Origin of the sequence: Nannocystis bainbridge (assembly GCF_028368995.1) — a bacterium.
Classification (GTDB): domain Bacteria; phylum Myxococcota_A; class Polyangia; order Nannocystales; family Nannocystaceae; genus Nannocystis; species Nannocystis bainbridge.
The window spans coordinates 68,274-94,710 of record NZ_JAQNDL010000003.1; the positions used below are offsets into that span (position 1 = coordinate 68,274).

Genomic DNA, 26,437 nt, shown 5'->3' on the forward strand with positions numbered 1-26,437 from the left:
ACCCGATCGCCAGCGCCCCGCGAATCTCCGCCAGGGCCCGCCGCCGAGCTCCGCTCGCGCCCGCGATCTCGCAGCCTCCCGCGAGCCGCACCGCCGACGGGCGCTCGCCGACCCGCCTCGCCGCAGGCTGGCACCTCGCGCCGAAAGCATGCCCCCGCGCGCCGCCGCGAGCGGACGCTGCAGCGCCCGGACCGTCGAGCCGCGGGTGCGAACACGGCGTGGCTCGACCCTGCCGCGGAAGGCGCCCCGAATCACGCGCACGCCCCCGAGCCTTCGCCCGCGCGCCGCCCCGAGCCATTGATACGACACCGCGAGCGCGATTGTCAGCAGGACCGAATCGCGGCTCGCCCGCGTCCCTTCGACGATTCGACGCGATCGCCCGCTCGCGTCGAACATCGCCCAGGGTCGAGCCCTCGGAGACCCGCCCGAAAACAGTCGGCATCTTCCGACGGTACCCGCCGCGCCCGCGAATCGCAACCGGCGCAGCACCGGCGATCGCTCGTTCGCACCACCACGAGTTGCGGCCTGCAGACAGCACCTGTCGATTCACCCGCCATCCCGCTCGCGTGCGCCGCCCCGCGGCCGATTGGCCGCATGTCTCAAAGGACATCCCGATCGCCGCCCAGGGCGGCCGGCGGCATGCTTCGCGCGAATCACGGCGGGGTCATCCGCCCGGCCGCCTCGTCGGCGCCTGCTCGTCGCGCATCACCCTGAGGGTCGGCAACGCCTGCCTCGACGGCGCGCAGCGGCTGCGTCTCCGGCGAGGCACGCAAGTGCCGGCACGCCGCTCGCCCGCGCATCGCTGCGACCAGACCTCACCAGCGCCGGCTCCGCGAACCCCACCGTTTGCCCCGAGCACCGCTCGGCGAACCCCGGGTGACAGGAGGCCCGCGTCACACCTCTTCGCAATCACCGGTGCATCCGGCCCCCATCCTTGCGCTGCTCACATTGCCTGCCGCTCGCGCGCACCGGCCGGGATCACGCCCGGCGCTCGGCGATGTGAATCGCCGACGTCACGCTCTGCGCCACCGTCTCCTGCAGCAGCGCCGAGAACATCGTGTACGCCGCCTTTTGCCCGTAGTAGAGCCCGACCGCCCGGCGCTCGTCGATGCGGAAGCCGTGGCGCCACGCGACCGCCCCGGTGTCGGCGCGACGGATCTCCACGTCCAGCTCCCCGGCGAACGAGAGGAAGCTGAACGGCACCCCGATCACCGCCAGCAGCCCCAGCGGCACCGCGTTGCTGTGCACGCGCATCTCGGTGCGGCGGATCGCCCCGTCGATCACGAACGTCGCCTCGCCGCCGGCGCGACAGCGTTCGGGCGAGGCCGTGACTTCAATGGCCCAGTCGGGCCGCGCCTCGCGGATCGTCGCCGCCAGCAGGTCCGGCAGCGCCGTGCGCAGGTCACCCGCGCGCACCAGCGGCCGCCCGTTCTTGCTGCCCACGAAGCCGCCGCGGTCGACCTGATGGAACGTGTGCCCCATATAGAAGAGATTGGGCCCGGGGATCAGGCCGACCGGCGAGGTCGTCGTCAGCACATCGCCGCGGAGGTCGTCGAAGCGGCACACCAGCAGCGACACCGGCGGCCCCACGGCCTCGGGCAGCGCGGGCAAGCGCACGGGCGCCTCGTGCAGCGACGCGAGGTGAGTGCTACAGCCCGCCGCCAGCAGCGACGCGACCACGAGTCCGCGTGAGAGCATGCGGCCTTGAACCCGAAGGACCGGCGCCTATTCCCGCGTCGGTCGCTGCTTCCGACGCGCTCGATCGCCCGCGCCGGGCCTGACCCGGGAAGACCCCCTGTTCTCGCAGGGATCGCCGGGCCTGCGATCGGCCCTCGCTTCACCGCTCCTGGGCTCGATCCTCCATCCCTGATGATTCGGCCGGCGAGCGGCCCTGCTCACAATCCTCCATCGCAGCCCCATCGCACGGCCCGTACTGCGATTGAACGCCCATGATTCGCCGCTCGTGGCTGCGATCCTCCATCCCTCATGACTCGCCCTGCGATCGGTCCTATCCAAAATCCTCCATCGCGGCATTCTTCGAACGGCCGGTAGTGCGATTGAAGAATGCACCCATCTGCACGGCACCCTGTTCATTGCCGACACCGCTCCACTCCGCGCCCCGCGGCCCGCGCGATGACCCTACGTCAGCAGCATTCGAGGTCCGGTTCGCACGCCGCTCGCGCACGTCGGTCCGGTCACGCACCGCGCAAGTCTTGCTGGCACCGACCCCTGGTCGCGCGAATCGCCGATGATAGAGTCCGGTCCATCGATTGGCGATCGACCGGAGAATGGCCGTGACGGAGCCCATACGCGCATTGCGCCCCCGAACCACCGAACTGCTGCGCGGCGACCTGCGTGACGTGAGCCTCGTCTCATTGTTGCAACTGGCCCAGGTCGAGGCGATCAGCGGCTGGCTGCGCATCGAGGGCCGCGGCGAGATTACCTTGCTCAAAGGTCATGTCGGCCTCGTCGCCTGCGGCCGCCTGAGCGGCGTCGAGGCCCTGCGCGAGCTCGCCTTCCACGACCGGGGCCGCTTCGTGCTCGCCCGCGGCGAGCCGGCCGGCGATCGCTGCGGCGACAACGTCACCTTCGCCCTGATGGACGCCTACCGCCTGCGCGACGAGTGGAAGCGGCTCGCCGACGCCGTCCTGCGGCGCGTCGGCGAGCGCCCGTGGAAGCCCACCGGCGGCCCCTTCGACCCGATCGTGCTCGAACTCGACGGTCGCCGCACCCTCGCCGAGCTCGTCGATCCCAACCCCGGCATCGCCACTCTGGTGATCGACGCCGCCCTCGACGCCCTGCGCCTCGGCGCCATCGAGCGCGTGCCCGAGGCCCAGCGGCGCCCGCCCCCGCTCACCGTGATCGACGGCAGCGACGCCGGCGACCCCGAAGACCCCGACGATTTGCTCGACCGCGGCCGCGATCTCGCGCGCCGCGGTGATTACGACGGCGCCGAGGCGCTGCTGCGCCGGGCCCTGGCCCGTCGGCCCGACGACCGCATCGCCCAACAGAACTTACGGGCCCTCGCCCGGCGCCGCGCCGCGCCCGGGCCCGAAACAGAGGACATCCGATGACTCGCTCCGAACAGATAAGCAAGCTGCTGCGCAACCTCTCCACCACCACCCCCGACATCGAGGCCGCTGCCGTGGTCGACAACGACGGCCTCCTGATCGCCTCGGCCCTGCCCGCCGACGTCGAGGACGACCGGGTCGCGGCCATGAGCGCCGCCCTCCTCGGCATGAGCGAGCGGATCGTCCGCGAGCTGGCGCGCGGCGACTTCTCGCTGGTCATGGTCCGCGGCACCCAGGGCTTCGTGATCCTGGCCCGCACCGGCGCCGACGCGGTGCTCACCGTGCTCGCCACCGAGGCCGCCAAGCTCGGCCTCGTGTTCCTCGACATCTCGCGCGCGGCGAAGGAGATCGGCCGCCTCCTCGGATAGACCCATGCTCGGCGTCGAGGCCCAGCTCACCGCGCTCCTGGGCGGCATGAACCGCGGCGGCGGCTACCCGCTGTCGCTCGTGTGCACCGCCCAGGGCCTGCTCGTCGCCGCCGCCGGCGAGCACGCGCGCAGCGACGTCGCCGCCGGGCTCACCAGCCTGTTCGACGACATCGTCCAGCGCGCCGTCCGCGACCTCGGCCTCGTCGACGTCGACGAGCTCACCCTCGCCGCGCCCGACGCCGGTCGTGTCGTCATTCGCCCGCTCGCGCGCGACTGCGTGCCGCGGCTGTTCCTGGTCGTCTTCGTCCCCGGCGGCCGCACCTGGCGGCGCCACACCAATCACATCACCCGCAAGCTGCTGGCATTGCTGAGCCCCTGGCTCACCCGCGCCGCCGCCCCGCAAGAGCCCCCATGACCGACGCGTCCGCCATCTACGCCGCGATCCAACAATTCATCGGCTTCGACGCCGACGACGCCGCCCGCCTGCGCGAACTGGCCCCCCTGTTCGCCGAGCACGGCTCTACCCTCACCGACCGCTTCTACGCCAAGCTGGCCGCCGACCCCGAGCAATCCGCGCTCATCGCCGGCCGCGTCGAGTCGCTGCGGCAGACCCACATGCGCTGGCTCTCCGAGCTGTTCGCCGGCGACTACGGCGAGCGCTACTTCGACGATCGCTGGCGGATCGGCCTCGCCCACGTGCGCGTCGGCGTGCGCCCGTGGTGGGTCGAGGCCGTCACCAGCTTCCTGCGCAGCGAAGGCCTCGCGCTGATCGAAGCCCACGTCGCCGACCCCGAGCGCCGCGCCGCCTCGGCGCGCAGCCTGCTGAAGATCCTCGACCTCGACCTGATGATCATCAACCTCGCCTACGCCGACGACCGCGTCGACCGCCTGTGCCGCTTCACCGGCATGAGCCGCAAGCTGATCGAGCGCTGCATCGCCCAGGGCCGCTGATCGCCCGGCGACCCGAGCAGCGCCCGCGGGAGCCTCACGCGGCTCGCACGCCGCTCGGCGTGCGCAGCACGCATGTCTTTTCGGACATGTCGTAACAGACATCCTCGATCGCTGCCGCGTGAGCCGCGCGACGGGTCCGCTGCCCTCCGCGACGAGGACGCTCGCGACGCACGACCTCACGAACGCCGCGGGCGCCAGCCGCTCCGCGCCGGGTCTCACCCGGCTTGCGGAGCGCCCTGGCGCCCACGGCATGGCTGCACTTCAGGACATGTACTTCGGAGCAGGACTCTGGGTCGACACCGGAGCTGCTCGAGGGGCGAGGTTCGGCGCAGCCGGCGAGGCCGGTGCAGCCGTCGTGCGGCGCCCGTCGAGGCGCCGCGGGGCCGGTCCGCGCTGGCAGGGGGCTGGCCCTGGGCGCGGCGGTCGCTCAGCTCGTGTGCGCCGAAGCCGACGCCGACACCGCAGCGGCCTGTCCGCCGCGACGCGGCCACTCGAGGCCGAGCTTGACGATCCGCCGCTTGAGCGCGTGGCGGGTGATGCCGAGCAGAGACGCCGCGCCGACGATGTTACCGGCGGTGGTGAGCGCCTCGTTGCAGAGGCGGCGTTCGGCGTTCTCGAGATTGAAGTCTTCCAAAATCAGCTGTGGCAAGGTCCGTACTCCGTGTGACGATGTGTATATCGCAACGGAGTGTTCTCGCGCGGATCAAGCGGAGGCGCGGCGGCAACTCACGATCCCTCCTGCCCCGCATCCACGGCCCCTCGCGCCGCCTCCTCGCCCGCGAGGCCCCGTCCGCGAGCGGCCGCCCAGGGGGCCCTCCACGGCCTCTCAGGCCGACTTCGCGAAGATTCATCGCCGCGCTCGCGGGTCCGATCGCCGTCGCCGGTGGGCCGCGAGATCGGTCGAGTCCTGCACCCACGAACTATGACGACACGCGCGATTCTGAGCGACGCCATTCTGCGGTGATGTCGGCCTCGCCAAGATCCACGAGCGGCGCGCTGCTGCGTTCGCGGCGGCTCGGCGAGAGCCGCGACGAATGTGCCACCCGACCCCACGCGTGGGTCCCCATCGCTCGCCGCCGCAGCGACCCGCGGCCGCGTCTCGGCGTTCGCAGGCGGCCCGCGATTGCCCACCCGTGCCCTGGCGTCCACCGCTGCCGCGGCGCGGGCCGGCGTGACGCCCTCGGCGGCCAGGCCGGCGGCGGGAGCGTCGGGATCGGGAGCGTGTCGGCCCGGATCTTCCGTGTCACGCGCGCCGGGGCTGCCTCGTCTCGGCCGCATGCCCACCGCCACCGACCCCTCCCGTGACGCTGCGCGCGAGCGCGCGCTGATCCGCGTCCAGGCTGCCAGCGGGGCCCTGTTCGCCGTCTTCCTCGTGGCCCACCTCGTCAATCAGATGTTCGCCGCCGCCGGCCCGGCCGTGTACGACGCGATGCAGATCCGGCTGCGCGCCGCCTACCACGCGCCGGCGATCGAGATCGCCTGCGTGCTCGTCCCGCTCGCGGTCCACGTCGTCGCCAGCGTGTGGCGCATGGTGCGTCGCCGCCGTCGCGGCGGCCCTGCAGCCGCCGCGCCGCGCATGCGATGGCAGCGACGCACCGCGATCGTCCTGCTGAGCTTCACCCTCGGTCACATCATCGCCACCCGCGGCCCCTCGCTGGTCTACGGCGTCTACCCCGAGTTCTCCGGCGTCGCCTACACCATGGTATGGCTCCCCGCCTATTTCATCCCCTATTATTTGTTGTTCTCGCTCGCCGGCCTCTATCACGCGCTGAACGGCCTGGCCCTCGGGCTGCCACGAATCGGCCTCGCCGGCCCGCCCGCGCTGCGCTCCGGCCGGGCCGTCGCCCTCGCCTGGCTGGCCGGCGCGGTCGCCCTGGCGCTCGGCATCGCCGGATTCGCCGGCGCATGGCACGACTTCCGCGAGCAGGCCGTCACCAGCCCCTATGCACAATTGCTGAGCGACCTCGGCGTCGCCGACAGCCCCCACGATTCGCACCCCTGATGCGTGTCCCTCTCGTCGCCGACCGTCAAGTCGACCGCGCCCGCGCATCGCTCGAACGCGATCTCGCCATGACTGCCCTCGCCGCCATGGCCGCGACGATGAACTCGATCTGAGGCCTCATCACCCCGACGAGGCCCGCGTCCTCATCATCGTGGCCACCTTCGCGTTCATCGGCCCGCCTCGCCACGCGATGCGGTACGCTCGCGCGATGCCCAGGACGAGCATCGCGGCCGTGAGCACGCCTGTGAAGCTGGCAGCGTTCTTGTGCGGCGCGCAGCTCGGCTGCAGCCCAGCCCCGGCGCCGGAGGTCGAGCGCGAAGCCCCGGCCGCCCCTGCTCCGCCCGCCGCGACCGCGGCACCGCCGAGCGCGACCCCACCCGCCGAGCCGCCGGCGAAGCCCGCGCTCGATGCTGCCGCGCAGGCCGTCACGTGCGCCCCGGAGGTGCCCGCGGACGCGACGCTGGTGGACCGCCTCGAGCTCTTCCGTTCGGTCTGCGGCGGCGTGCTGCTGGCCTCCCGCGAGGACGGCCTGCACGCCTTGACGCCCACGCTCGAGCCCATCGTGCGCATCCTCGACAAGCGCGTGCGATGGCTGCAGGCGCGGCGCGACGGTGAGGCGCGCGAGCTCTACTATTTCCCCGCCGACGCGCCAGACCTCGTGCACCTCGACCTCCGCACCGGCCGTGAGGAGGTGCTCGTAAGCTTGCCGCGCCTGAAGCATCGGTGCTTCACCGGCGCCGAACCCGGCCAGCCGTCATCTCCCGCCGACCCCGTGGATTTCATCCAATCCACCGACCGCCTCGACCTCGACCTCGCGGCCGGCGTGCTTTGCCTCGACATCGGCGATCGCAACGAGAACATGGCCTCCATCGGCCTCAACCTCCGCGCCGATCTACGCACCCGCAAGGTCGAGCAACGGACCGTTTTCGTCACCGAGGATTGCCAGAAGGGCGCCGGTCGCGAGCGAGAGCCTGCCTGTCGCCCGGCGCGAAGCGACCTCCCGTCCCCCACGGAGATCGCAGGCTCCGATCGCTCGGGCCTGGCCTCGCCCTCGGGCCACTGGTCCTATTACTCCGACGAGGACTTCGGGGCCTCCGGCGATTACATGTACAGCGCCGCGTTCTTGTTCGACACCCGCTCCAGGACCGCCTACGCGGTGACCCCGACGGCCCTCGTGAAGTTCACGCCCGGCACGCCCGACGCCCCGCAGCGCCCCCCGGAGACCACCTGCCTCATCCCCGCCGAAGCCCAGGCCCGCTGGATGCCCGGCCGCGACCTCCTGATCCTCGAGGGCTGCGGCGAAGCGGGCCTGCTGATCGTCGAGCCGCCAGGGCGCGTACAAAAGGCGCAGGCGCACGCCGTCATCCCCTACCCGTGACGGGCTCGCGGAGCGGCCGGCCGATGCATCGGCACTGTCGTCACGTCCCACTCCGGCATCCGCCGAAACAGCTCGCGCGCGGCCGCGTTCCGGCCTAACCTCCGGGGCCATGACGACGCGCCACGCCTCCTGCTCCTGCGGCCAAATTCGGGTCACGTGCGAGGGGGATCCTGTGCGGATCTCCATGTGTCACTGTCTGGCCTGCCAACAGCGCACCGGCAGCGTCTTCGGCGTGCAGGCGCGGTTCAAGCGCGAGCACGTCACGCTGGGGGGCGAGACATCGACCTTCGTCCGCACCGGCGATAGCGGCGGGCGGAGCACCTTCCATTTTTGCCCGACCTGCGGCTCGACGGTGTGGTGGGAGTTCGACGCGGCGCCGGAGCTCATCGCGGTGGCCTACGGCGCATTCGCCGATCCCAGCCTTCCACCCCCGACGGTCTCCGTCTACGAGGAGCGACAGCACCCCTGGACCGTCATGCCGACACTGGACGTCGAACACATCCATTAGGGCCCCGCCGCTGCGAAGCGCCGGTCGATCCATCGAGCTCGCCGAGTCCCTACCGTACCGCGAGGATGGCGACCGGGAACAGCGCCGATACGGTTCCAGGCGAGGCGTCCGCTATCTAGCGAAAGTCCCGGCGTCACATGCCATGCGGACGTGATCGAGGCCGGGCCCGAAGCCTCCGGGTCGGACCTCGACCACGACGAACCCGTGCTTCGCGTAGAAGCCCTGAACTTTCTGCGACGTGTGCGTCTCGATCCGCCGGATCTGCGGATGCTCGCGCAGGAACGTCCCCAGGCGGTGATCCAGCAGCATCGAGCCGATCCCGGACCGCTGCCTTCGCGCGTCGATCATGCCCCAGCAGAGCGTCGCCGTGACTCCGTCTCGCTCGGCCGCGATCCCGCCCGATCCGACGATCTGCCCGCCGTCCTCGACCACGAAATAGGGCCCCGGGAGCGCGTCGAGGAAGCGGCCCAGCTCGGCCTCCTCGGGCGGCGAGAAATGTTCGGGGGTGTTGCCTCGCAGCAGCTCGAGACACGCTTCGCGATCGGCGGGAGAATAGGGGCGGATCTTCATCGGCGGCGCCTCGGGGTGATCCTGTGCTGGGCGATAAGACAGGACATCGCCTGCGATTGGCAAGACTCCGGCCGTGCGAGCGCCCGCGCTCACTTCCGCGCAATTGCCGCAGACCGTGTTCGCCGGGCGCGCCCTTCCGCGACGCCGGCTCTGCTCGCCCTCCCGCGCATTGCGCCGCCTCCGCGTTTGCCGGGCCCGCGAAATGGGCCATGCAGGACGACGAAGGACATGTCCGACGCGCCCAACCTCTCCGACGACGACGAGCGCGGCTGTCATTACGCGCTGCTGATCATCGACATGATCAACGGCTTCGACTTCCCCGACGGCGAGCGCCTGCGCCACCAGGCCGGGCCCGTCGCGGAGCGGATCGCCGGGCTGGCTGCGCGTGCGCGGGCCGCCGAGGTCCCCGTCATCTACGTCAACGACAACTTCGGCCGCTGGCGCTCCGATTTCCGCCACGTGATCCAGCACGTCTGCCAGCACACCGCGGGCGCCGCGATCGCCGAGCGCCTGGCCCCGGGCGAGCGCGACTATTTCGTGCTGAAGCCGCGCCACTCGGGCTTCCTCGGCACCTCGCTGGAGGTCTTGCTGGCGCACTTGCGGGTGCGCAGCCTGATCGTCACCGGCATCACCGGCGACCTCTGCGTCCTTTTCACCGCGATGGACGCTTACATGCGCGGCTTCGAATTGCGGATCCCCGCCGATTGCGTCGCCTCGGTCGACGAGGCCAACAATCGCCGCGCCCTCGACCTGCTGCGCGAATCGATGCGCGTCGACACCTCGCCTGCGCCCGAGATCGAGCTCCGGCGCGACTCGTGAGTCGCGCCATCGCTCGCGCTGTCGCCGGTCACGCCGCCGCCCTTCGACGCCGGCGGCGTGACCCTCTTTGCGGGCTCAGGGGTTGATGGGGTCGCCCCAGCTGGCGACATTGCCGAAGCCGACGAAGCCGTCCTCCTCGCCGACCTTGACCTCGTTGAGCAGCGAGCCGCCGAGCCCCGGCCCCTGCAGGGTCGCCCCGATCTCGATGCCCGTCACGATCCACTGCGGGTCGTCGGCCTTGTAGAGCGTGGCCGGGTCGAACGACCCGTTCACGCCGGGCGGCAGCAGCTCGACGCGGAGCTGGGCCGACGCCGGGTCGAACAGCTGCAGCACCCCGTCGCGGTGCTCGTCGAACTCGAGCCCCTCGGTGACGAAATCGAAGCCGACGTCGATCTCGAGGCGGTCGGCGCAGTCGCTGGGGAAGCCCTCGCCCTCGTAGTCGGGGTTGAGCTCCGAGTCGATCCAGCGCACCTCGCCGGCGTCGTAGCGCACCTCGACCGTCAGCGGCAGCGACACGCCGCGCCACGCGTCGGACAGCGACAGCGGCTCCTCGGCGAAGGTCAGGAGGGTCTCGCGCGGCCCGAGCTTGTCGGCCAGGAACGCCTCGGCCGTGACGCCGAGGGGCGTCTCGGCGTCGGCAGCGATCACCGTCGGCGTGTCGATGCAGGCCGGCGCCTCGCCGTTGGTGCCGGTGGTCTCGGTCTCGCCCGGCTCGGCCGTGGTGGTGATGTCGCCCTCAGTGGTCGAGCTGCTCGGGTCGGGGCCGGTCGGCTCGCTCGCGGTCGGCTCGCTGGCGCTCGAGTCGGTGCCGGAGCTCCCGGTGTCGGGCGCGTCGGTGGTGCTGTCGATCGGGTTCTTGTCGGGGTTGCAGGCGAAGAGCACCGCGAGCGACAGGGCGAAGGGGGTCAGGGTGGATTTGGTCATGGCGTAAGCTCAGGTCAATCGGTAAGTCGTCGGGTCCGAACTTCAATGACCATAGCACCCGCGCACCGGGAGGTGCAAACCCATCGACGCGATGAACGCCGCGCCCGCGTTTTGTCAGCCCTGGCGACCGCGGTGATGGCCGTCTCCATGCCCGCACGAGGACATGCGCACCGCGACGGCGAGGCCATACCGCGGCACGCATGTCATGCCGAGGCGTCCGCATCGAGCGCTGCGCTGCGCAGTCGATTGCCGAGCTTTCGCGGGCAAAACGCGGCGCCGGTGAGGAAGTCCGGCCGAGCCCGGCAGCACCGAGCATGTCGAATGTGACACCTGCGCAATGAATATTGGCAGCGGCGAAGATTCTTCGACCCATGACGTGCGGGCAGCCGTCCGCCCGAGACGCCTGCCGTCCCCGCCCCGCAGCAGGCGCCTCTCGTGATCGCTCGGCGCCGCTGCCCGCGCGCTCGCGCCGGCCGGCTCGCGCCTGGAGCCGATCGGCGAGCCCACCGCACCGACGAGCGGCCGCACGGGCGCCCGTGCGGCCGTTCCGCCCATGCGATCCGAACGCGCTTTCGCGCCCCCCGGCCCCGCCGCCGCACGGTGCTAGGATTGAGGTTGCGACCGATGCTCCGACGAATCGCAGCACTCATGTCCCTCCGCTCGCTCTCCGTGGCGACCGGTTTCACCGTGGCGTCGGCCGCGGCGGTCGCCGCCGCGGAGCAGCCCGAGGCCGTCGAGTTCGCCTCGGCCGACCGACAGGCCACGCCGCTCACCGGCTACCTGTACCGCCCGGCCGGCCCGGGCCCGTTCCCCGCCGTGATCGCGCTGCACGGCTGCGGCGGGCTGTTCGGCGCCCGCACCCCGCAGCAACTGTCGGAGCGCCACGACGACTGGGCCGAGCGGCTGGTGCGGCAGGGCTACGTCGTGTTCTTCCCCGACAGCTTCGGCTCGCGCGGCGTCGGCAACGTGTGCAAGCAACGGTCACGGCAAGTCACCCTCGGGCGGCGCACCCGCGACATTCAGGGCGCGCTCGCCTGGCTCGGCCAGCAATCGTTCATCGACGAAGATCGCCTGGCGCTGCTCGGCTGGTCGCAAGGCGCCACCACCGTGCTGCAGTTCGCCGGCGAGCGGCCCACGCGGGGCGCCGAGGTCCGCACCACGGTCGCGTTTTATCCCGGGTGCCAGCGCTTCCTCGACGATCCGGACTGGCGGCCGCGGCTGCCGCTCACGATCTTGATCGGCGCCGCCGACGACTGGACGCCCGCCCAGCCGTGCCGGCTGCTGTCGCAGCGATTTCCGGGGAAGATCGACCTCGTGGAGTATCCGGGCGCGGTGCACGGCTTCGACGCGCCCCACCAGCCGGTCCGCCTGCACCGCGGCCTGGCGTACACGGCCTCGGGCACCGGCGTCGCCCACTCGGGGACCGAACCGGAGGCGCGCAAGGAGGCGATCCGCACGGTCAAGCTACAGCTGAATCGGGCGTTCGCCAGCCCCAGCTCGCGCTGAGGCGCAGCCGGGCCGGACGCTTGCGATTGTGGGCACCCGCGCTCCCATGACGCTCCGCACGCCCGCCGCGGCAAGCTCATGGCTCGAGCATCGAGCGAAGCGATACCCTCTCCGCGTGACCGGCGAGCAGCACGCGGGCGAGACGGAGCCGCCCGACACGGCGCGTCGCGGCGTCATCCGGTTCGGCTGGAAGACCGGCCTGCTGCTCCCGTTCGCCGCGCTGATCACCGCGACGACCCTCGCCGGGTTCGCGCGCATCATCCAGGACCACCTCGCCGTCCGCTACGATCGATGGTTCGAGCTCGGGATGGTGACAGGTCAGGTCGTCTTCCAGTGGGCAGTGCTGTGGCGCCGCTCCTGGGCCGAGCGGCTCGACTACGCGGTGATCCTGCTGTTCGTCTCGAGCCTCGGGGCCGCGCTGCTGTGGCCGCTGCTGGTTTGGAATGAATCCTCACCGGTCCGGCCGCTCGCGGCCACGGCCTACTTCTTCGCGGTCGTCGCGGTGATATTCGTCGTCCACGTGCGACTGGTGCGGCAGGCCGCGCTGCCGCTGATCCTCTGCATGACGTGGGTGGCGTACCGGCTGATCATCCTGGCGATCGTGCTGCCGCGTTGATCTTCATCGCCGCGCCGCCAGGCTCGCCCCCGTTCCGACATTCGCCGGAGTACCAACATTCGCCACGCAGGCACGGCGCCGCCGCGAGCGCCTCGAGTCGGGCTCGCACGTGAACTCCGGCAGCGGAACCTGCCCGCTCTCCTCGAGCCGCAGCGCGGCGGTGGCCGCGACGCCGGGCGCTATTCGGCCACCGCATCGGCGCGGACCATGGGCCGTGGCGCGCGGAGCTTGTGGAGGGCCGTCTCTGCCCAATCGTAGGCGTAAAGGGCGGCGAACAGCCCCACGGCCGCCTGGTGCCGCAGGCGGATCACCCAGCGCAGCCGCCCCTCGAAGGAGATCGGCAGGCGCTGGACCCACGATGCCCCGCCGGACTTCACCACGTCGAGCGCCGACAGCGTGACGACCTTGCCCATCTTCAGCAGCGGCAGTCGCCACAGGGGCGGCAAGGGCTTCGTGAAGCCGACGATGGTCTTGAGCGTGGGCCCGCCGATCCCATGATCGAGCCGGAACCGCGCCCGCTCCGCGATGGCGGATTGCAGGGCCCGCTGGATCGCCTGCACGCGCTCAGGGGACAGCCAGCGCCAGGCCGTGGTCTGCGAGAAATAAAGGCACCGCTCGAGCCGGTCCCGGATCGCCCGCAGCTCCGGCGTCTCCCTCGACGTGTCGCCCTCGGTGTCGATGAGCCAGCGCACCAGGTCGGCGCGCACTGGCCCCGACGCGAACAGGACCACAAAATCGAGGAGGTGGGACAGCGCGAAGAAGCGGCTGTCCGCGATGGCCGGCGAGTACTTCTCGCGCACCATGTTTCGCATGATCTGCCAGTCTTGCGCCGTGGCGTCGTTCACTCGATCGATATAGGCCCGATCGAGGCGATGCTCGTGCACGTCGCGCTCGATGATGTTGGCGATGTGCCACGAGGTCACCATCGCCAGCGAGATCCCCTGGCTGTAGTAGGCGTCGATGATGGACGCGGCGTCGCCGACCATGCCGTAGCGCTGCTCGCTCACGAACGTGTCGGTCAGGTGTTGCACGTCGCGGTAGCTGCGAAACTCGAGCAGGGTGTCCTCGGAGATCAATCCATCCAACACCGGGTGACGGTGAATGACTTCCCAGAATTTCTCGCGCAGCGAGGAGCCTGCCGGCGGCAGGCGCTGGTCCCACGTGACCCCGATGCTGATGCGGTCGCCGCCGAGCCGGATGACCCAGATCCAATACCCCTCTCCCCACATGTGCACCGTGAAGTAGTCACGCGAGCTCTTTTCACCGTCCTCGTCATTAAAAACCCAGCGCTCGCCGAACAGCGCGTCGGTCACCCCGCTGAACTGGCCCCACGCGGCCGTCGTCTGGAAGCCGTCGTCGATGTCGACCGCGTGCTTCATCTTCTTGGCCAGGAACCGGTTTCGGCCCGAGCAATCCAGCACCCAGCGGACACGCGCGCTCGCTGGCTTTCCGTCTCGGCTGGACGACCAGAGGACCGTGTGCAGCCCGCTGCCCTCGTCGAGCAGCACGTCGCGGACCTTCGCGGTGTCGCAGAGCGTGATCTTGGGGTGGCTCCGCACCTGCTCGCACATGAAGCGCTCCAGCTCGGGGCGGACCATCTGCATGTCGAGGAACATGCACCGCGACCACTTGTCGCCGCACAGCTTCTCGTAGAGATAGTGAGGCGGATGGAAATCGGCCTGCGCCCCCCACTCGGACGCCCCCTCGAAGCCCTGCGCGCCCTCCGTGCCGTGCGTCATCCACACGCCCCGCTTGGGGAAGCACTGCGGCAGAAACGGCTCCACGCCGCCGATCGTCCGCAAAAAGGCGTTGGTGAACAGCAGCATCGACTCGCCGACCTTGTAGCTCTCTTTCCGATCGGTCAGGTTGTCGACGATCACCACGCGGAGGCCGCGCTTCGCAAGCTGGAGGGCGTTGAAGAGGCCCAGCATGCCCGCGCCGATGATTGCGACGTCCGCCTCGACGCCCTCGGACACCGAGACCCCGGCCGCGGGATCGAACTCGCCGTTATCCATACCCAGATCCTTTCTCCAATTGTGCCACCGACCTCGGCCGGCGACAGACTCGAACCACCGCAGCGCCGCCTCAGCCGATCACGGCCGCTGCCCGTCCATCCCCTCGCGCGGGTCGCCGTACAGGGAGAAGCTCCGCAGGAACAACTCGCGGAATTGGGCGTTGCCGCGGAGGACGTGCACGATGAGGTGAAAGCGGTCGACCTGGCTGTCGTTGACGACGGAATGCTCATAGCTGAGGTTGACCGCGAAGGCCCGCCCGTCGGCGAACGGGACCTCATGGACGACGCCTCGATCGCGGTAGAGGAACCGACAGCCCGCCGGATGGTTGAGCGCGATCGAGATCGAGGCGAGCTTGCGCTCGCTGTAATCGGCATGGAAGGGGACCCGCCCCCCCGGCCGGAGCAACATCAGCCGGACCCGGCCGAACTGCGCCTCCGGGAACGTGGTCTTGACATAGGCCGTCGTCGCGGGGCACAGGTCGGCCGCGTCCGTCCACTGGTACGCGTCCGCCTGGCCGGCCTCCGGGACCCCATAGGCCTCGAACCCGAGCGTCTTGTCGCTCCCCAGCCCGTGAAGGGCGAGGGCCTTCCAGCGGCCGTCCGGGACCTCGCCCTCGCGGTGATCCACGAATCGGGGGATGCGGCTCGCGGCCTCGGCGAGCATGGCCTCGCCCGGCGGCGGGATGTCCAGCCGCAGATACGGCATGTCACTGTGAACGATGGAACCGTAGGAGCGTTCGTGATTCATGACATATTCCCGAGGTGCTCGGCCCGGGCGCTCGCCGCCCGGGCGACCGCGCCCATCCATTCATCGCGTGTGCGGGCGCGTACATGCTCAAGGCCTCGCTGGAGCACCTCGGCGTCGTGCCGCGCCATCCCGTGCGCAGCCGCGAGCGCCAGAGCTCTCAACGCCCCGGCCGGAACGACACGGGACACCAGCCTCCGCCGCTCCGCCTCCTGTGCGCCGATCAGGGCGCCGTCCAGCGCCAGCTCCAGCGCGTGCGCTTCGCCGATTCGCCGCGACACCGCCGGGAACACGAGATACGGCCAGAGCCTGCGCGTGACCTCCGGGAGCCCGAACTGGGCGTCGTCGGCGGCGAAGATGACATCTCCCAGGACGGCGAGCCCGAGGCCGCCGCCGACGGCGTGGCCCTGGACCGCGGTGATCAGGGGCTTCGAGAGCCACGCAAAGGCGGAGAAGAGCCGCTCGTGCGCGGGCGTCGTCTGCGACGCGCCGGCCTCCTTGAGATCGAGCCCCGCGCAAAACGACGGACCATCGCTTTGCAACAACAACACCCTGATATCACCGGCGGCGGCGGCACCTTCGAACTCTTTTAGAAGCCCGTCACAGGTCGCGGCGTCGAGCGCGTTTCGCTTTTCGGGCCGGCTGATTGTCATGATCCGCACGCCGCGATCGGTCTCGCCAACTACAGTCGTCCGCCCCACCATGCGCGGCAACCTATCTCCCAGTGAAGCCGCGAGCAAGCGCCAAGCACTGCGCGTTCCCGTCGATTGGAGAGATGCGGAGGAGGCCGGGGTTCGTCGGGAACACCGGGGGGTGAGATTCGCCTCGCGGCGTAGGCACTGGCGCGGATTGGTCCATCGTGATCACTATGATCGACATCGCGTCGATCGGCATCGCGCCGCTCGGCATCGTGACTGCATCGATCGAAGTCGTGATCGCGCCGATCGGTTTCGCTAACACCGGCTGGCGCGCAGGCCGGCGGCCGAGCCGCTCACGGAACGGAGGGTCCCCAGGGTGTTACGAGTCGCCGAATGCGCGGAGAGGCGAGACCGACGCTGAATCACCGGCTCTTCGATACCCCGAGATTCGCCCGCGTTGCAAAGCGCGGAGCATTCATAATCTGAGGGTCTCCGTCCGGGCTTTGGTCAATCGGCTTCACCGCCTTCTCATCAGTGAATGGCGCTATCGAAGATTCCTGATTGAGAACCAGGATGCGCGAACCGAGGAACCGAACCACATTGCTAGCGAGAGATCGCAGACGCTCGAGCATGTATTTGGGCTCTCGCCTGAGCGCACGTCCATCTCCGGCTGTTCTGGCGCCACGGTTCGGCACCAACGGATGCCGCCGTGAAGTCGATTCTTTGGCGCCTGCGCCTGGACTTGTCACGGCGCCGCCGCGAGCGCGTCGAGGCGGACCTGGGTCTGCGCCGTGTCTGGATGTGACGCCCCGAGGGTACGCCGGCGGATCTCGAGGGCGCGGGCCAGCAAGGAGCGCGCCTCGTTCGACTCCCCTGCTTCCAGGCGCAGAGCTGCAAGATGGCCGACGACGGTGGCCACGCCGAGGTGATCGGGGCCGAGGGTCGCCTCGGCCAGCGCGAGGGCCTGCTCGAGCTCGTTCGCCGCCGCCTCGCTATCGCCACGGCGGGCCTGGACCAGCCCCATGGCCGTGCGCAGGCGGACCTCGATCGGATCGCCGGAGTCCCGGCCGAGCGCATTGAGGGCCAGCGCGCCCCAGCGCAGCGCCTCGTCGCCGCGACCCTGGCCGTAGCCGATCGCCACCACCAGTTCGGTCCGCGCGCGCACCAGCGCTGAAAGATTGTTGCCGCGCTCCGCCGCCATCGCCGCGGCGAACAGCGTCGCCTCGGCGGCCGCGAACTCGCCCGCGTGCGACTGCAGCGACCCGAGCAGCACCAGCGCCTCGGCGGTCGTGAACTCGTGGCCGAGCAGCTCGGCCTGGGTCGCCGCCTCGCGGGCCCGGGGCAGCGCGCGCGCGACCTCGCCGGCCTTGAGCAGCGCCGCGATCTCGTCGAGGCGGCCGCCGAGCGCCTGCACCTGCACTGCCACCGCTGGATCGCTCGGCGCCACCTGCAGCGCCAGCTCCGGCCGCTCGCGGCAGGTGGACAGCGGCCGCAGCTTGACCGCCGCCTTGACCGCGTTGCCGAGCACGCCCTCGGCGTCGTCGGTGAACGCCACCACCAGCGCCCGCAGCTCGCCGAGGCTGCGGTCGAGGCAGGCCAGCTCCAGGTGCGCCTGCTCTTTGGGACCTGTCCTTTCGGCGTCGTTGGCGGCCCGGCAGGCCTCCTCGCGCGCCTCGGCCCACTCGCCCGCGTAGGCGTCGAGGCGGGCCGCCACCTGCGACCACGCCTCCATCGCCTCCGGCCGCCCGGTCGCCAGGAACGCCTGCCGCACCGTCGAGCGGCGGGCCTCGCCCCACACCGCCGCGATCTCGGAGCCTGCACCTTTGCACAGGTCCTCCTGGACATGTTCCTCCGGCCAGGCGGCGAACACCCCCGCGACCACCGCCGCCGCCCCGAGCCACAGCGCCGCTCGCCCGCGGCCCCGGCCCGCGCGCTCGAGCGCCGCCAGAAGCGTCGCCATGTCGGGCCAGCGGCCGGTCGGCTCGACTTGCAGCCCGCGCAGCAAGATCCGCCGCAGCGACGCCGGCGCCCGCGCCCCCTCCGGCGGCGGCGCGATCGCCCCGGCCAGCACGCGGCTGCGCAGCTCCTCCGCGGTCGCGCCGACGAACGGCCGCTGCCCGTGCAGCGCCTCCCACAGCGCCACGCAGAAGCTGAACTGATCGGAGCGGGCCGAGGCCGCGGCCCCGCGGTGCTGCTCGGGCGACATGTAGGGCAGCGAGCCGATCAGCGCCCCGGTCGCCGTCGAGCTGCCTCCGAGGACATGTCCTGGGAGCAATGTCCCTCGGGACAGCGGCGACGCCGCCTCGGCGGCCGCGTGGGCCAGCCCGAAGTCGGCCACGCGGGCGCGGCCGTCCTCGCCGACCAGCACGTTGTCGGGCTTGAAGTCGCGGTGGATCAGCCCCGCGCGGTGGGCCGCCTCGAGCCCGCGCCCGGCCTGCAGGAACACCTCGATCACCTCGCGCACCCCGCGGGGCGCCTCGCCGAGCCACTGCGTCAGCGTCGTCCCGGCCACGAACTCCATGACCACGAACACCTGCTCGCCCCAGGTCCCGGCCTCGTAGACGGTGACCGCGTGCGGGCTCGAGATCTTCGCCATCGCCTGCGCCTCGCGCAGCAGGCGTTCGCGGCCCGCGCTGCCGGCCCCGACGCGGTCGGGCCGCACCAGCTTGATCGCCACCTTGCGCCCGAGCTCCGGGTCGTGGCCGGCGTAGACCACGCCCATCCCGCCGGCGCCGATGCGCTCGCCCACCACATAGCGCCCCAGCCGCAGCGCCGGCGCCGGCTCGCCGAGCAGCCGCCCGCGGACCTCCGCAAACAGGCGCTGAAACTCGAGCGGTCGCTCGCCCACCCCCGCAACAACGCCGTGATGGTTCGGCCCGGTCTCGACACCCATAGCCCGAGGACTCAAGACCATGCCTACCACTACACACGAACCTTCGGGTCTCATCGCCATCCGCGCCCTCGTCGACCTGGAGCGCGAGCGCCAGGACCGCGAGCAGGCCGCCGCAGCCGCCCGCGAGGCCGCCGAGGCCGCTGCCCGCGAGGTCGCCGAGGCCCGCGCCCGCGCCGAAGCCGAGGCCCTGGCCCTGGCCGCCGCCGAGGCCCGGCGCCGCGACGAGCGCCGGCTGCACGAGGAGCGACTGCGCGCCGCCGAGGTCGAGGGCCGGCTGCGGGCCGGCCAGGCGGCTCACCTGGCGCAGGTGCAGGCCGAGCTCGACGCCCGGACCGGCCCCGCGCGCCCGGCCAGCGCCGTCGGCCTGTGGACCGCCGGCGCCCTCGGCCTCGTCGGCCTCGGCCTCGCGGTGCTGCTGAAGACCGCCACCGCCGCGCCCGCGCCCGCGCTCGCGCCGGTGGCCGCCGCCGAGGACACCTCGCTCCGCGACGCCCGCCAGGCGATCGCCGAGCTCCGGGCCGGCATCGCCGACATCGAGCGCAGCAACGAGGCCGACCGCCAGGCCCTCGCCAACGCCACCGCCCGCGCCGCGGCCTCCGTCGTCGCCCCCGCGGCCGCACCCGCGCCGACGCGCCCGCGCCCGAGCGCCCGCCCGACCGCCAGGCCGGGCGACAAGCCCCCAGTCGCCAAGCCCGGCGGGCTCAAGATCTGCGACACCAACGACCCGCTGGCCGAGGACTGCTGATCGTCCTCGTCGCCAGAGACGACATGCCCGATGGATCATGCTCCGAAGGACATGCTCCATCGAGCATGTCCTCGAGGACATGCCCGATGGGGCATGAACTCTTCAGCCGCCGGGCCCGCGGGGCAGCCCGCGGGCCGACAGCTCGCGGACCCAGTCGTCGAGGCGGTCGACCGTCGACGCGCGCAGCGCCGGCGTCTCGGCCAGGCGCTCGCAGGCGGCCACCACCAGCAGCCGGGCCTTGCGCAGGCGGCCGTACATGCCCGGCTCGGACAGCCCGTACATGCGCGCCAGCTCGCCCGCGGTGGCGCCCTCGAGGTGGTAGAGCTCGAACGCGATCTGCAGGTCGATCGGCAGCTCGCGCAGCGCTTGCAGCAGGATCGTCTCCTCGCGCCGGTGGGCCAGCGCGCTGGTCGGCGACGGCCCGAAGCCTGCAAGCGAGTGCTCGATCGGGTCGAGGTGATCGGCGTCGCGGCGCTTGCGGCGGAGGTGCGTCAGCAGCACCAGCCGCGCCGTCCCGAGCACGTAGGTGCGGAACGCCGACTCGCCGCGGAACCGCTCCTTGCCCTCGCACATCGCCAGGAACGTCTGCTGGATCAGGTCGGCCGCCGCCGCCTCGCCGACCTTGTAGTAGAAAAACCGGCACACCGCGTCGAAGTGGCGCGCGAGCAGCGAGTCGCCGGCCGCGCGGTCGCCCGCGCGCCAGGCCGTCAGCAGCTCCTCGTCGCTCGTCATGGTCGAGCTGCAGTATAGCGGCCGGCGCCGACCGCCGTCACGCCGCCAGCGGCTCGATCCCGTACTCGCGGCGCAGGTCCTCGACCTGGCGATCCATCACCGCCCAGAAGTCCCAGTGATCGGTGAGGTCGAGCTTCGCCTGCGCGCCGCGGGCGAACGCTCGCACCACGTCGTCGATCGCGCCGGGCTTGTCGTTGTAGTAGCCGTGCGCCGGGTCGGCGAAGACCGTCAGGCGCAGGCCGTGCTGGCCGTTGAGCAGCACGAACACCAGGACGCTGAACGGGTCCTGGCGCTTGTAGCCGGCCTGGAACGCGAGCACGAGGCCCTCGCTCTGGAAATCGGTGCCGTAGCCGCCGAGGATGTGCGACAGGTCGTGCGTCAGCAGCGGCTCGGGCGCGCCGTGCTTCTCGCCGGGGAACTTGAAGCCGTTGGCGTCGTAGAAGCGCCACAGCTCCTTGCCCAGCGAGCCGTCGGGGTAGTTCGCCAGCCCGCGGTAGCGCCCGGCCACCGCGCTGTTCTCCCACAGCCCGGCGAAGCTGCCGACGTTCTTGAGCACGCCGAAGAGGCCCTGCTTCTCGTACAGCTGCTTCATCGCCGGGCCGAGCAGGCTGCGGCGGATCACGTCGAAGCGCAGCGCCACCAGCCGCTCGGTCTGGAACTTGCGCAGCTGCGCCAGCGCGACCGGCTCGACCGCGAGCGCCGCCGCGTAGCCCTCGATCGCCGCCTGCTCCTCCTCGGCCACCGTGTCGCGGGCGAGCGTCAGCGTGACCATGCCGCTGATCAGCTGGGTCCGCAGCGCCGGGTCGTCGATCGCCTCTGCCAGCGCCGCGGGCGTGATCGGATCGAGCGCGTCGAGGTCGAACGCGGTGCGCAGCAGGTGCTGCTGGATCGCCAGGAGCGCCTCGCGGCGGATCGGCGCCAGCTCGCCGGCTGAGGTGAGTACGGTCTTCATGGCGCGAAGGCCGGCGTGGGCTTGCTCGTGGGTCGGGATCAGAAACGTCATGGCTCGCTCTCCGTGGCCTCATCGTGCGCCGCCCCGGCCCGCCGCGCCTTGTCGCAGCGCGCCAACGATTTGTCGCCACGCGTCATCCGCCGCGCACCCTCGGAGCGCACGCGTCATTCGCCGCGCGCGTCTGCACCTCGTCACGCGTCATGCGTCGCGCACCCTCGATCGGTCGCCCCGTCACCCGCCGCGCGGCGGCACATCGTCACGCATCATTCATCGCGCGAGCGGCGATGCGTCGGCACTCGGCGGGCAACTGCGCCTCGCCGTCGCGCCTCACATCATCAGCCCGTGCTTGCTACCGTCATTCTCACCGCGCCTCGCGCTGTCGCCACGCCGACGGCACCGACCCGGTCCAGCGGCGGAACGCGCGGGTGAACGCCGCCACCTCGGTGAAGCCGACCAGGAACGCCACCTCCGACACCGTGCGCTGGCCCTCGCGCAGATAGCCGAGCGACAGGTCGCGCCGCACCTCGTCGACCAGCGCCTGGTACGTCGTGCCCTCGGCTTGCAGCGCGCGCTGCAGCGTGCGCGGGCTGGTCGCCAGCGCCTTGGCGATCGCCTCGAGCGGCGGCGGCTCGCCCGGCATCGCCCGCACCACCTGCGTCTTCACGCGATGCACCACGTCGTCGCGGGCCGGCAGGCGCGCCAGCAATTCGTCGGCGTGGCGCTCGAGCAGCGTCCCCAGCGATGGATCGGCGCCGCGGACCGGCGCGTCGAGCAGCTCGGCGCGGAACTCGAACCCGTTCGCGACCTCGTGGAAGGCCAGCGGCGCCGCGAAGATCCGCCGGTGCGGCTCGATGTCGGCCGGCGTCGCGTGCTGAAACCCGACCCGTCGCGCCGCGAACGTCGGCCCGACCAGCGCTCGCGCCCGCAGGAACCACGTCGCCACCGCGTACTCCGAGAAGTGCCGCGGCGCGCAGGCCGTCCCGCGCAGGCGCAGCTGCAGGCGCGCCTGCCCGTCCGCGATCGTCAGCGTCAGCTCGGCGTCGTCGTGGTGCAGGCGTTGATAGCGGAGCATGCGCTCGATCGCCTGCCGCAGCGTCGGCCCCTGCGCGCACACGTAGTCGACCACGTCGAACGGCGCGTCGCTAAGCTGCTCCGCGGCCCCGAGGCCGAAGCCCGGGTCGCCGCACAGCGCCGGCACTTGCTCCCACGCGCGCAGGAACAGCGCGTGGGGCACCCGCACGTGCGGGTCGGCGAGCAGGCCCGGATCGAACTCGAGCCGGCGGGCGAGCTCGTCGGGACCGACGCCGAAGCGCGCCGCCCCGAGCACACACATCCGGATCGCCTTGATGCACGCCGTCGACGGAGTCATGCCCGGACTGAACTTCAGCGCCCCGGCGCCCTGCCGTCAATCGCCGCGACCCGGGAAAGCCCGGCCCTGCGCGCCTCCGCGGCCGGTGCGAGCGTCCCGGCGCCGGATCGCGCCCACGGATCTGCGCCCGCGCCTTGGCCGCACCTGGGATGCGTATGACCCTTCGGACATGTCCTTTTCAACATTCTCTATCGGACATGTCCTTGTCGCCAGATTGCCTTCACGCCTCGGCTCGCTGCGGCCACTACGCACCCCGGCTCGCGCAAGGAACCTCAGGCGCAGCCGCGCGCCGTGCTGCGGCGCGGCGGGCGAAAGATCGTGGTTCACGCCGTTCACCGCCCCAATTTGCCGTCCGCGGAGGATCGAACCATGCAGAACAAGACACACCACCACCGCGAGCACCGCCACGGACACAAGGGCCGGCGAGATCTGGGCGAGACGCGCGGGCTGCTGGCGCGGGCCGTCGATCGCGTGCGCGCGTGGTTGGGCGACGAGGACGCCTCCGGCCGGCTGAAGCTCGACGCCCGGCGCAGTCGTCGTGACGCGCGGATCCAGGCCCGGGCCGAGCGGCGGGAGCACATGCGCCAGGAGATCGAGGAGCGGCGGCGCAGCGCCAAGCGGCATCATCGCGAGCGCATGGCCGGCGCGCCCCCCCTGAGCTTCATCCCGTCGCCGCAGACCTGGCCGTGGCAGTTCATGGGACGCGGCGCCCCGTGGCCGCCGAACCCCGAGTCGTACTACCAACAATCGCTGCCGCCCGGCGTGCGCGGCCGGCCGCTGCAGCGTCGCGGCCGCTTCACCGGCCGCGGCCCTCGCGGCTATGTCCGCCCGGACGCGCGGATCGTCGAGGACATCAACGAGGCTCTGACGTACAGCCCGCACATCGACGCCAGTGACATCGTCGTCCGCGTCGACAGCGGCGACGTCGTCCTCTCGGGCAGCGTCGACGATCGCTACATCAAGCGCCTGGTCGAGGAGCTGATCGAAGACGTCGCGGGTGTGCGCGACGTGCAGAACGACCTGCACGTCGAGACCCGCGATCTGCAGGGCGCCGGCGGTATGCACCGCAGCTCGGCCCGCCGCGACGACAGGGGCGCGCAGCGGCGCGACATGACCGTGGGCCAGGACTTCGAGGACCTCGAGACCAGCAACCTCAACACCGGCCAGGAGAGCTGCGCCCGCAAGCACCGCGGCGGCAGCTTCTCCGGCACCTGAGCAGCGCGAGCGACGGCCCGCGCGGCGACGTGGTACTTGTCGAAGGCGATCTTCGCGTCGCCATCGGGGATGGCCTCGCGGACAGCTTGAATGTAGGGCTCGTGCATGTCCATGACGACCACCGAGACCGCAGCCCTCTCTGGGCGCGAAAAGCCGCTCAGGAAGCCCTTGAGGGCCCCTTTGCCGCGTCCGTCGGCGACGTGGATGACCCGCTTGCTGGCGGACTTCGGGTCATGCACGATCGTGACGTACTCGTGGCGCCGCTGGAAGGAGGTCTCGTCGACGGCGAGCATCGCCGGCAGCGCGACCTCGCGGCGCTCGAGTCCACATTGTACTGCACGCTCCTGGACGCCGGCGACCTGATCCCACGAGAGGCCGAGGCGCTCCGCGACCACTGCGATCGGCGCCTCGCGGAGCCAGTCGATCACCAGCGCCTCGAACAGCGCGGTGAGCCGGGCGCTACCGTCCGCCCAAGAGACGCGCATCGTCAGCGTACCGTGCTTCGGGCACGACGTCCGCGGTACGCCGGCTTCGATGATCGTCCGATACTGACACGTATCGAGGTGCCGCCATCGACGAGTCCGTGTATCGTGACGGGGAACAGCCTGGTCACACTCCGGGCACCTCGTCGGCACATCGGAGTCGTGCTCGACCTCGATGACGATCTGCCCCTGCCCGAGCTGCAGCTTCACCGCAGCAACACGCCAGGGAGCCTCGATACCGAGAATGCGGGCATAGAGTTCGGTCTCTGCCATTCGCGCACGGTATCACGGCGCGATTTCGCGCGCAACCCACGCCACCCTCAACCCTGAAGAGCCTAATTTCTACCGTGGCGATCGAGGAGCACAAGCTCCAAGCGGCGCTCCTCAGGGCGCTCGGCTCGCGCGAGAGCGCACACAAACACCCCTTTCACGTCGTCGACCACGAAGCGCTGGCCGTGAGGGCGGCTGGGAGTACGAGTATTCGCTCGCGCCCAGACCGCCGCGCTGCCTCGCCGTCAATCTCGTGCGCAGCCTCTCCTGGCAGACCAGCGACTTCGGGCGCACCCGGCGGAAGTTTCCACTGCGCCTGCCGATGGCGAGCCTGAAGGGTTCGTGGAGCCTCGGCTCCGAGGGGCTCGCACCCGGCTGCTGACACGACCACGGTCGCGAAAGGACCGTGGGTGCCCGGGTGTATGCTCGGGCACCCAGCAGGCGCCGGCGCCTCGCCGACAAGGCCGTCGTCGGCGGCGACGGGCTCGCGGTCGGCTCGCTGATCCACAGCTGCCGCGAGCTCCGCGGCGAGCACCGGCCGCGAGCGCTGGCGTCCGTCGAAGAAGCCCGGCTCGTACTCGTCCGTGATTTCCTGGCGATCGGCGTCTCGTCGAGGACGGCGGCCGCCTGCTCGTCGCACCACGCGAAGAAGTTGTCGACGATCGGCCGCGACTTCTCGCGGCGGGTCTCCTCGCGCTTCTTCCGCGGCGCGGCGCGCCGAGTTCTGTGCGCTCGAAGTTCAAGCAACGACCTCGAGCCTGCCAATCGCGCCAGGAGCCAACCCCTCGCGCACAGGGGCGGCGCCGATCGGCGCATCCTGGCGCTCCTGTTGACAACTGCTGCGCCGCCAGTCAGCATGACCTGGTTGCCTTGTGTCTCTTGTATCTAAGGAGTAGGAAGGTGCGCGTGAGTTGGTCAGCGGGTGGATTGTTGTTGAGCGTCGGGGTTACATTGGCCTGCGAGTCGGCGCCGGAGGCCCTGATGCCGCGCGACGGCGAGGCCCTGGTCCAGTCGCCCGGTGTCTGCGCCGAGGCCCTGCTGCCATCGGCCGTGAGCGTCGTCTGGGACGACGTGGCGAGCGACGCCAAGCTCCTCGGCACGGCCGACCCCGTGACGCTCGTCGTCACCAACGTCTCTGACCGTGCGATGCAAGTGCGGTCGTTCATCGAACTCGAACTCGACGCGGGCGAGCCCGGTCAGATCGCCCTGGGGACCGCGGGGCTCGCGCCAGGCGAGACGTTCACGACCGCCTTCTCGCTGTCGGAGCGAGTACCACCGGCGATACGCGCGCACTCGAGCTCACGTGGCATTCAGGCCACCGCCGAGGTCATGGACGGCGAAGGTCACCGGCTCGAGCTCGTCCATGCGCCGCCGATCTTCTACCACTGGGACGCCGACACGCTGCTGATCTACGGCGAGCACGTCTTGCACAAAGAGATGAATCATGGCCTCTGGGGCGCGCCAGCAGCGCTCGACGAAGACGAGGCCCGATTCGTCCGCCGCGCCCAGGTCTGGTCGAAGGATTGACCTGTCCATGGTATACACAATGCTCAAAAGACCCTCCGGCCTGGCTCGCTACGCGGCGCTGGCCAGCGCTGCATTCGTCTTGTCCTTCGCCCTCGACGCGCACTCGAACCCGATCTTCGAGCACGACTGGTGCTTCCTTCCG

25 protein-coding genes and 1 pseudogene are annotated in these 26,437 nt (G+C 71.2%); 14 read left to right on the forward strand and 12 right to left on the reverse strand.

Going from position 1 to position 26,437, the window contains the following annotated elements:
- Positions 1-978 precede the first annotated feature (978 nt).
- Positions 979-1,698 carry a hypothetical protein gene (locus POL25_RS25750; RefSeq protein WP_272088838.1) on the reverse strand — a complete coding sequence of 240 codons (720 nt, stop codon included), beginning with the start codon at positions 1,696-1,698 and terminating at the stop codon, positions 979-981.
- 596 nt (positions 1,699-2,294) lie between these two features.
- Here POL25_RS25750 and POL25_RS25755 point away from each other — a divergent pair.
- From POL25_RS25755 to POL25_RS25770, 4 genes are read left to right on the forward strand one after another with little or no spacing between them, the layout of a single operon-like run.
- Positions 2,295-3,074 (forward strand): DUF4388 domain-containing protein, encoded by a 780-nt coding sequence (locus POL25_RS25755; protein WP_272088839.1) that lies wholly within the window; start codon positions 2,295-2,297, stop codon positions 3,072-3,074.
- Positions 3,071-3,439 carry a roadblock/LC7 domain-containing protein gene (locus tag POL25_RS25760; RefSeq protein WP_272088840.1) on the forward strand — a complete coding sequence of 123 codons (369 nt, stop codon included), beginning with the start codon at positions 3,071-3,073 and terminating at the stop codon, positions 3,437-3,439. Before POL25_RS25755 ends, POL25_RS25760 begins: the two co-directional genes overlap by 4 nt.
- Before the next feature lie 4 nt (positions 3,440-3,443).
- Positions 3,444-3,854 (forward strand): hypothetical protein, encoded by a 411-nt coding sequence (locus POL25_RS25765; protein ID WP_272088841.1) that lies wholly within the window; start codon positions 3,444-3,446, stop codon positions 3,852-3,854.
- Complete coding sequence (locus POL25_RS25770) at positions 3,851-4,390, forward strand: protoglobin domain-containing protein (protein WP_272088842.1); 540 nt, start codon at positions 3,851-3,853, stop codon at positions 4,388-4,390. Before POL25_RS25765 ends, POL25_RS25770 begins: the two co-directional genes overlap by 4 nt.
- Positions 4,391-4,817: 427 nt before the next feature.
- Here POL25_RS25770 and POL25_RS25775 read toward each other — a convergent pair whose 3' ends face one another.
- Positions 4,818-5,039: a helix-turn-helix domain-containing protein gene (locus POL25_RS25775; protein WP_272088843.1), complete on the reverse strand. Its 222-nt coding sequence runs from the start codon at positions 5,037-5,039 to the stop codon at positions 4,818-4,820.
- Between the two features lie 627 nt (positions 5,040-5,666).
- Here POL25_RS25775 and POL25_RS25780 point away from each other — a divergent pair.
- The 3 genes from POL25_RS25780 (at position 5,667) to POL25_RS25790 (ending at position 8,278) form a co-directional block, all read left to right on the forward strand.
- Positions 5,667-6,392, forward strand: coding sequence for a succinate dehydrogenase/fumarate reductase transmembrane subunit (locus tag POL25_RS25780; protein WP_272088844.1), 726 nt, complete (start codon positions 5,667-5,669; stop codon positions 6,390-6,392).
- 232 nt (positions 6,393-6,624) lie between these two features.
- The gene (locus POL25_RS25785; protein ID WP_272088845.1) at positions 6,625-7,770 is read left to right on the forward strand and encodes a hypothetical protein; all 1,146 of its coding nucleotides are present in this window, start codon (positions 6,625-6,627) and stop codon (positions 7,768-7,770) included.
- A 109-nt stretch (positions 7,771-7,879) separates the two neighbouring features.
- Positions 7,880-8,278 (forward strand): GFA family protein, encoded by a 399-nt coding sequence (locus tag POL25_RS25790; RefSeq protein WP_272088846.1) that lies wholly within the window; start codon positions 7,880-7,882, stop codon positions 8,276-8,278.
- A 111-nt stretch (positions 8,279-8,389) separates the two neighbouring features.
- Here the strand turns inward: POL25_RS25790 and POL25_RS25795 are convergent, their stop codons facing one another.
- Positions 8,390-8,848, reverse strand: coding sequence for a GNAT family N-acetyltransferase (locus POL25_RS25795; RefSeq protein WP_272088847.1), 459 nt, complete (start codon positions 8,846-8,848; stop codon positions 8,390-8,392).
- A gap of 228 nt (positions 8,849-9,076) precedes the next feature.
- Between POL25_RS25795 and POL25_RS25800 the strand changes: the two genes are divergently transcribed.
- On the forward strand, positions 9,077-9,667 hold the full coding sequence (locus POL25_RS25800) for a cysteine hydrolase family protein (protein WP_272088848.1): 591 nt from the start codon (positions 9,077-9,079) through the stop codon (positions 9,665-9,667).
- Positions 9,668-9,742: 75 nt separating this feature from the next.
- Here POL25_RS25800 and POL25_RS25805 read toward each other — a convergent pair whose 3' ends face one another.
- The gene (locus tag POL25_RS25805) at positions 9,743-10,591 is read right to left on the reverse strand and encodes a hypothetical protein (protein ID WP_272088849.1); all 849 of its coding nucleotides are present in this window, start codon (positions 10,589-10,591) and stop codon (positions 9,743-9,745) included.
- Between the two features lie 648 nt (positions 10,592-11,239).
- Here POL25_RS25805 and POL25_RS25810 point away from each other — a divergent pair.
- Positions 11,240-12,097, forward strand: coding sequence for a dienelactone hydrolase family protein (locus POL25_RS25810; protein ID WP_272088850.1), 858 nt, complete (start codon positions 11,240-11,242; stop codon positions 12,095-12,097).
- Between the two features lie 115 nt (positions 12,098-12,212).
- Positions 12,213-12,713: a hypothetical protein gene (locus POL25_RS25815; RefSeq protein WP_272088851.1), complete on the forward strand. Its 501-nt coding sequence runs from the start codon at positions 12,213-12,215 to the stop codon at positions 12,711-12,713.
- Positions 12,714-12,892: 179 nt separating this feature from the next.
- Here POL25_RS25815 and POL25_RS25820 read toward each other — a convergent pair whose 3' ends face one another.
- From POL25_RS25820 to POL25_RS25835, 4 genes are all read right to left on the reverse strand, one after another.
- On the reverse strand, positions 12,893-14,728 hold the full coding sequence (locus POL25_RS25820) for an NAD(P)/FAD-dependent oxidoreductase (RefSeq protein ID WP_272088852.1): 1,836 nt from the start codon (positions 14,726-14,728) through the stop codon (positions 12,893-12,895).
- Positions 14,729-14,806: 78 nt separating this feature from the next.
- Positions 14,807-15,433 carry an aspartyl/asparaginyl beta-hydroxylase domain-containing protein gene (locus tag POL25_RS25825; RefSeq protein ID WP_272088853.1) on the reverse strand — a complete coding sequence of 209 codons (627 nt, stop codon included), beginning with the start codon at positions 15,431-15,433 and terminating at the stop codon, positions 14,807-14,809.
- A gap of 38 nt (positions 15,434-15,471) precedes the next feature.
- On the reverse strand, positions 15,472-16,176 hold the full coding sequence (locus POL25_RS25830) for an enoyl-CoA hydratase/isomerase family protein (RefSeq protein ID WP_272088854.1): 705 nt from the start codon (positions 16,174-16,176) through the stop codon (positions 15,472-15,474).
- Between the two features lie 679 nt (positions 16,177-16,855).
- Positions 16,856-19,003, reverse strand: a complete 2,148-nt coding sequence (locus tag POL25_RS25835; protein WP_272088855.1) for a serine/threonine-protein kinase — start codon at positions 19,001-19,003, stop codon at positions 16,856-16,858.
- 19 nt (positions 19,004-19,022) lie between these two features.
- Between POL25_RS25835 and POL25_RS25840 the strand changes: the two genes are divergently transcribed.
- Positions 19,023-19,748, forward strand: a complete 726-nt coding sequence (locus POL25_RS25840; RefSeq protein ID WP_272088856.1) for a hypothetical protein — start codon at positions 19,023-19,025, stop codon at positions 19,746-19,748.
- Positions 19,749-19,850: 102 nt separating this feature from the next.
- On the opposite strand, the gene POL25_RS25845 is transcribed toward POL25_RS25840, so the two are convergent.
- From POL25_RS25845 to POL25_RS25855, 3 genes are all read right to left on the reverse strand, one after another.
- On the reverse strand, positions 19,851-20,480 hold the full coding sequence (locus POL25_RS25845; protein ID WP_272088857.1) for an RNA polymerase sigma factor: 630 nt from the start codon (positions 20,478-20,480) through the stop codon (positions 19,851-19,853).
- A 37-nt stretch (positions 20,481-20,517) separates the two neighbouring features.
- Positions 20,518-21,483 (reverse strand): glycoside hydrolase family protein, encoded by a 966-nt coding sequence (locus POL25_RS25850; protein WP_272088858.1) that lies wholly within the window; start codon positions 21,481-21,483, stop codon positions 20,518-20,520.
- Positions 21,484-21,793: 310 nt separating this feature from the next.
- Positions 21,794-22,801 (reverse strand): AraC family transcriptional regulator, encoded by a 1,008-nt coding sequence (locus POL25_RS25855; RefSeq protein WP_272088859.1) that lies wholly within the window; start codon positions 22,799-22,801, stop codon positions 21,794-21,796.
- 369 nt (positions 22,802-23,170) lie between these two features.
- Here POL25_RS25855 and POL25_RS25860 point away from each other — a divergent pair, with 369 nt between their 5' ends.
- On the forward strand, positions 23,171-24,016 hold the full coding sequence (locus tag POL25_RS25860; RefSeq protein WP_272088860.1) for a BON domain-containing protein: 846 nt from the start codon (positions 23,171-23,173) through the stop codon (positions 24,014-24,016).
- 53 nt (positions 24,017-24,069) lie between these two features.
- Here POL25_RS25860 and POL25_RS44990 read toward each other — a convergent pair.
- Positions 24,070-24,771: pseudogene (locus tag POL25_RS44990) on the reverse strand (transposase); the annotation flags it as partial.
- A gap of 403 nt (positions 24,772-25,174) precedes the next feature.
- Between POL25_RS44990 and POL25_RS25870 the strand changes: the two are divergent.
- Positions 25,175-25,657: a hypothetical protein gene (locus tag POL25_RS25870; protein ID WP_272088862.1), complete on the forward strand. Its 483-nt coding sequence runs from the start codon at positions 25,175-25,177 to the stop codon at positions 25,655-25,657.
- Between the two features lie 92 nt (positions 25,658-25,749).
- Positions 25,750-26,295, forward strand: coding sequence for a hypothetical protein (locus POL25_RS25875; RefSeq protein WP_272088863.1), 546 nt, complete (start codon positions 25,750-25,752; stop codon positions 26,293-26,295).
- The last annotated feature ends 142 nt before the right edge of the window (positions 26,296-26,437 follow it).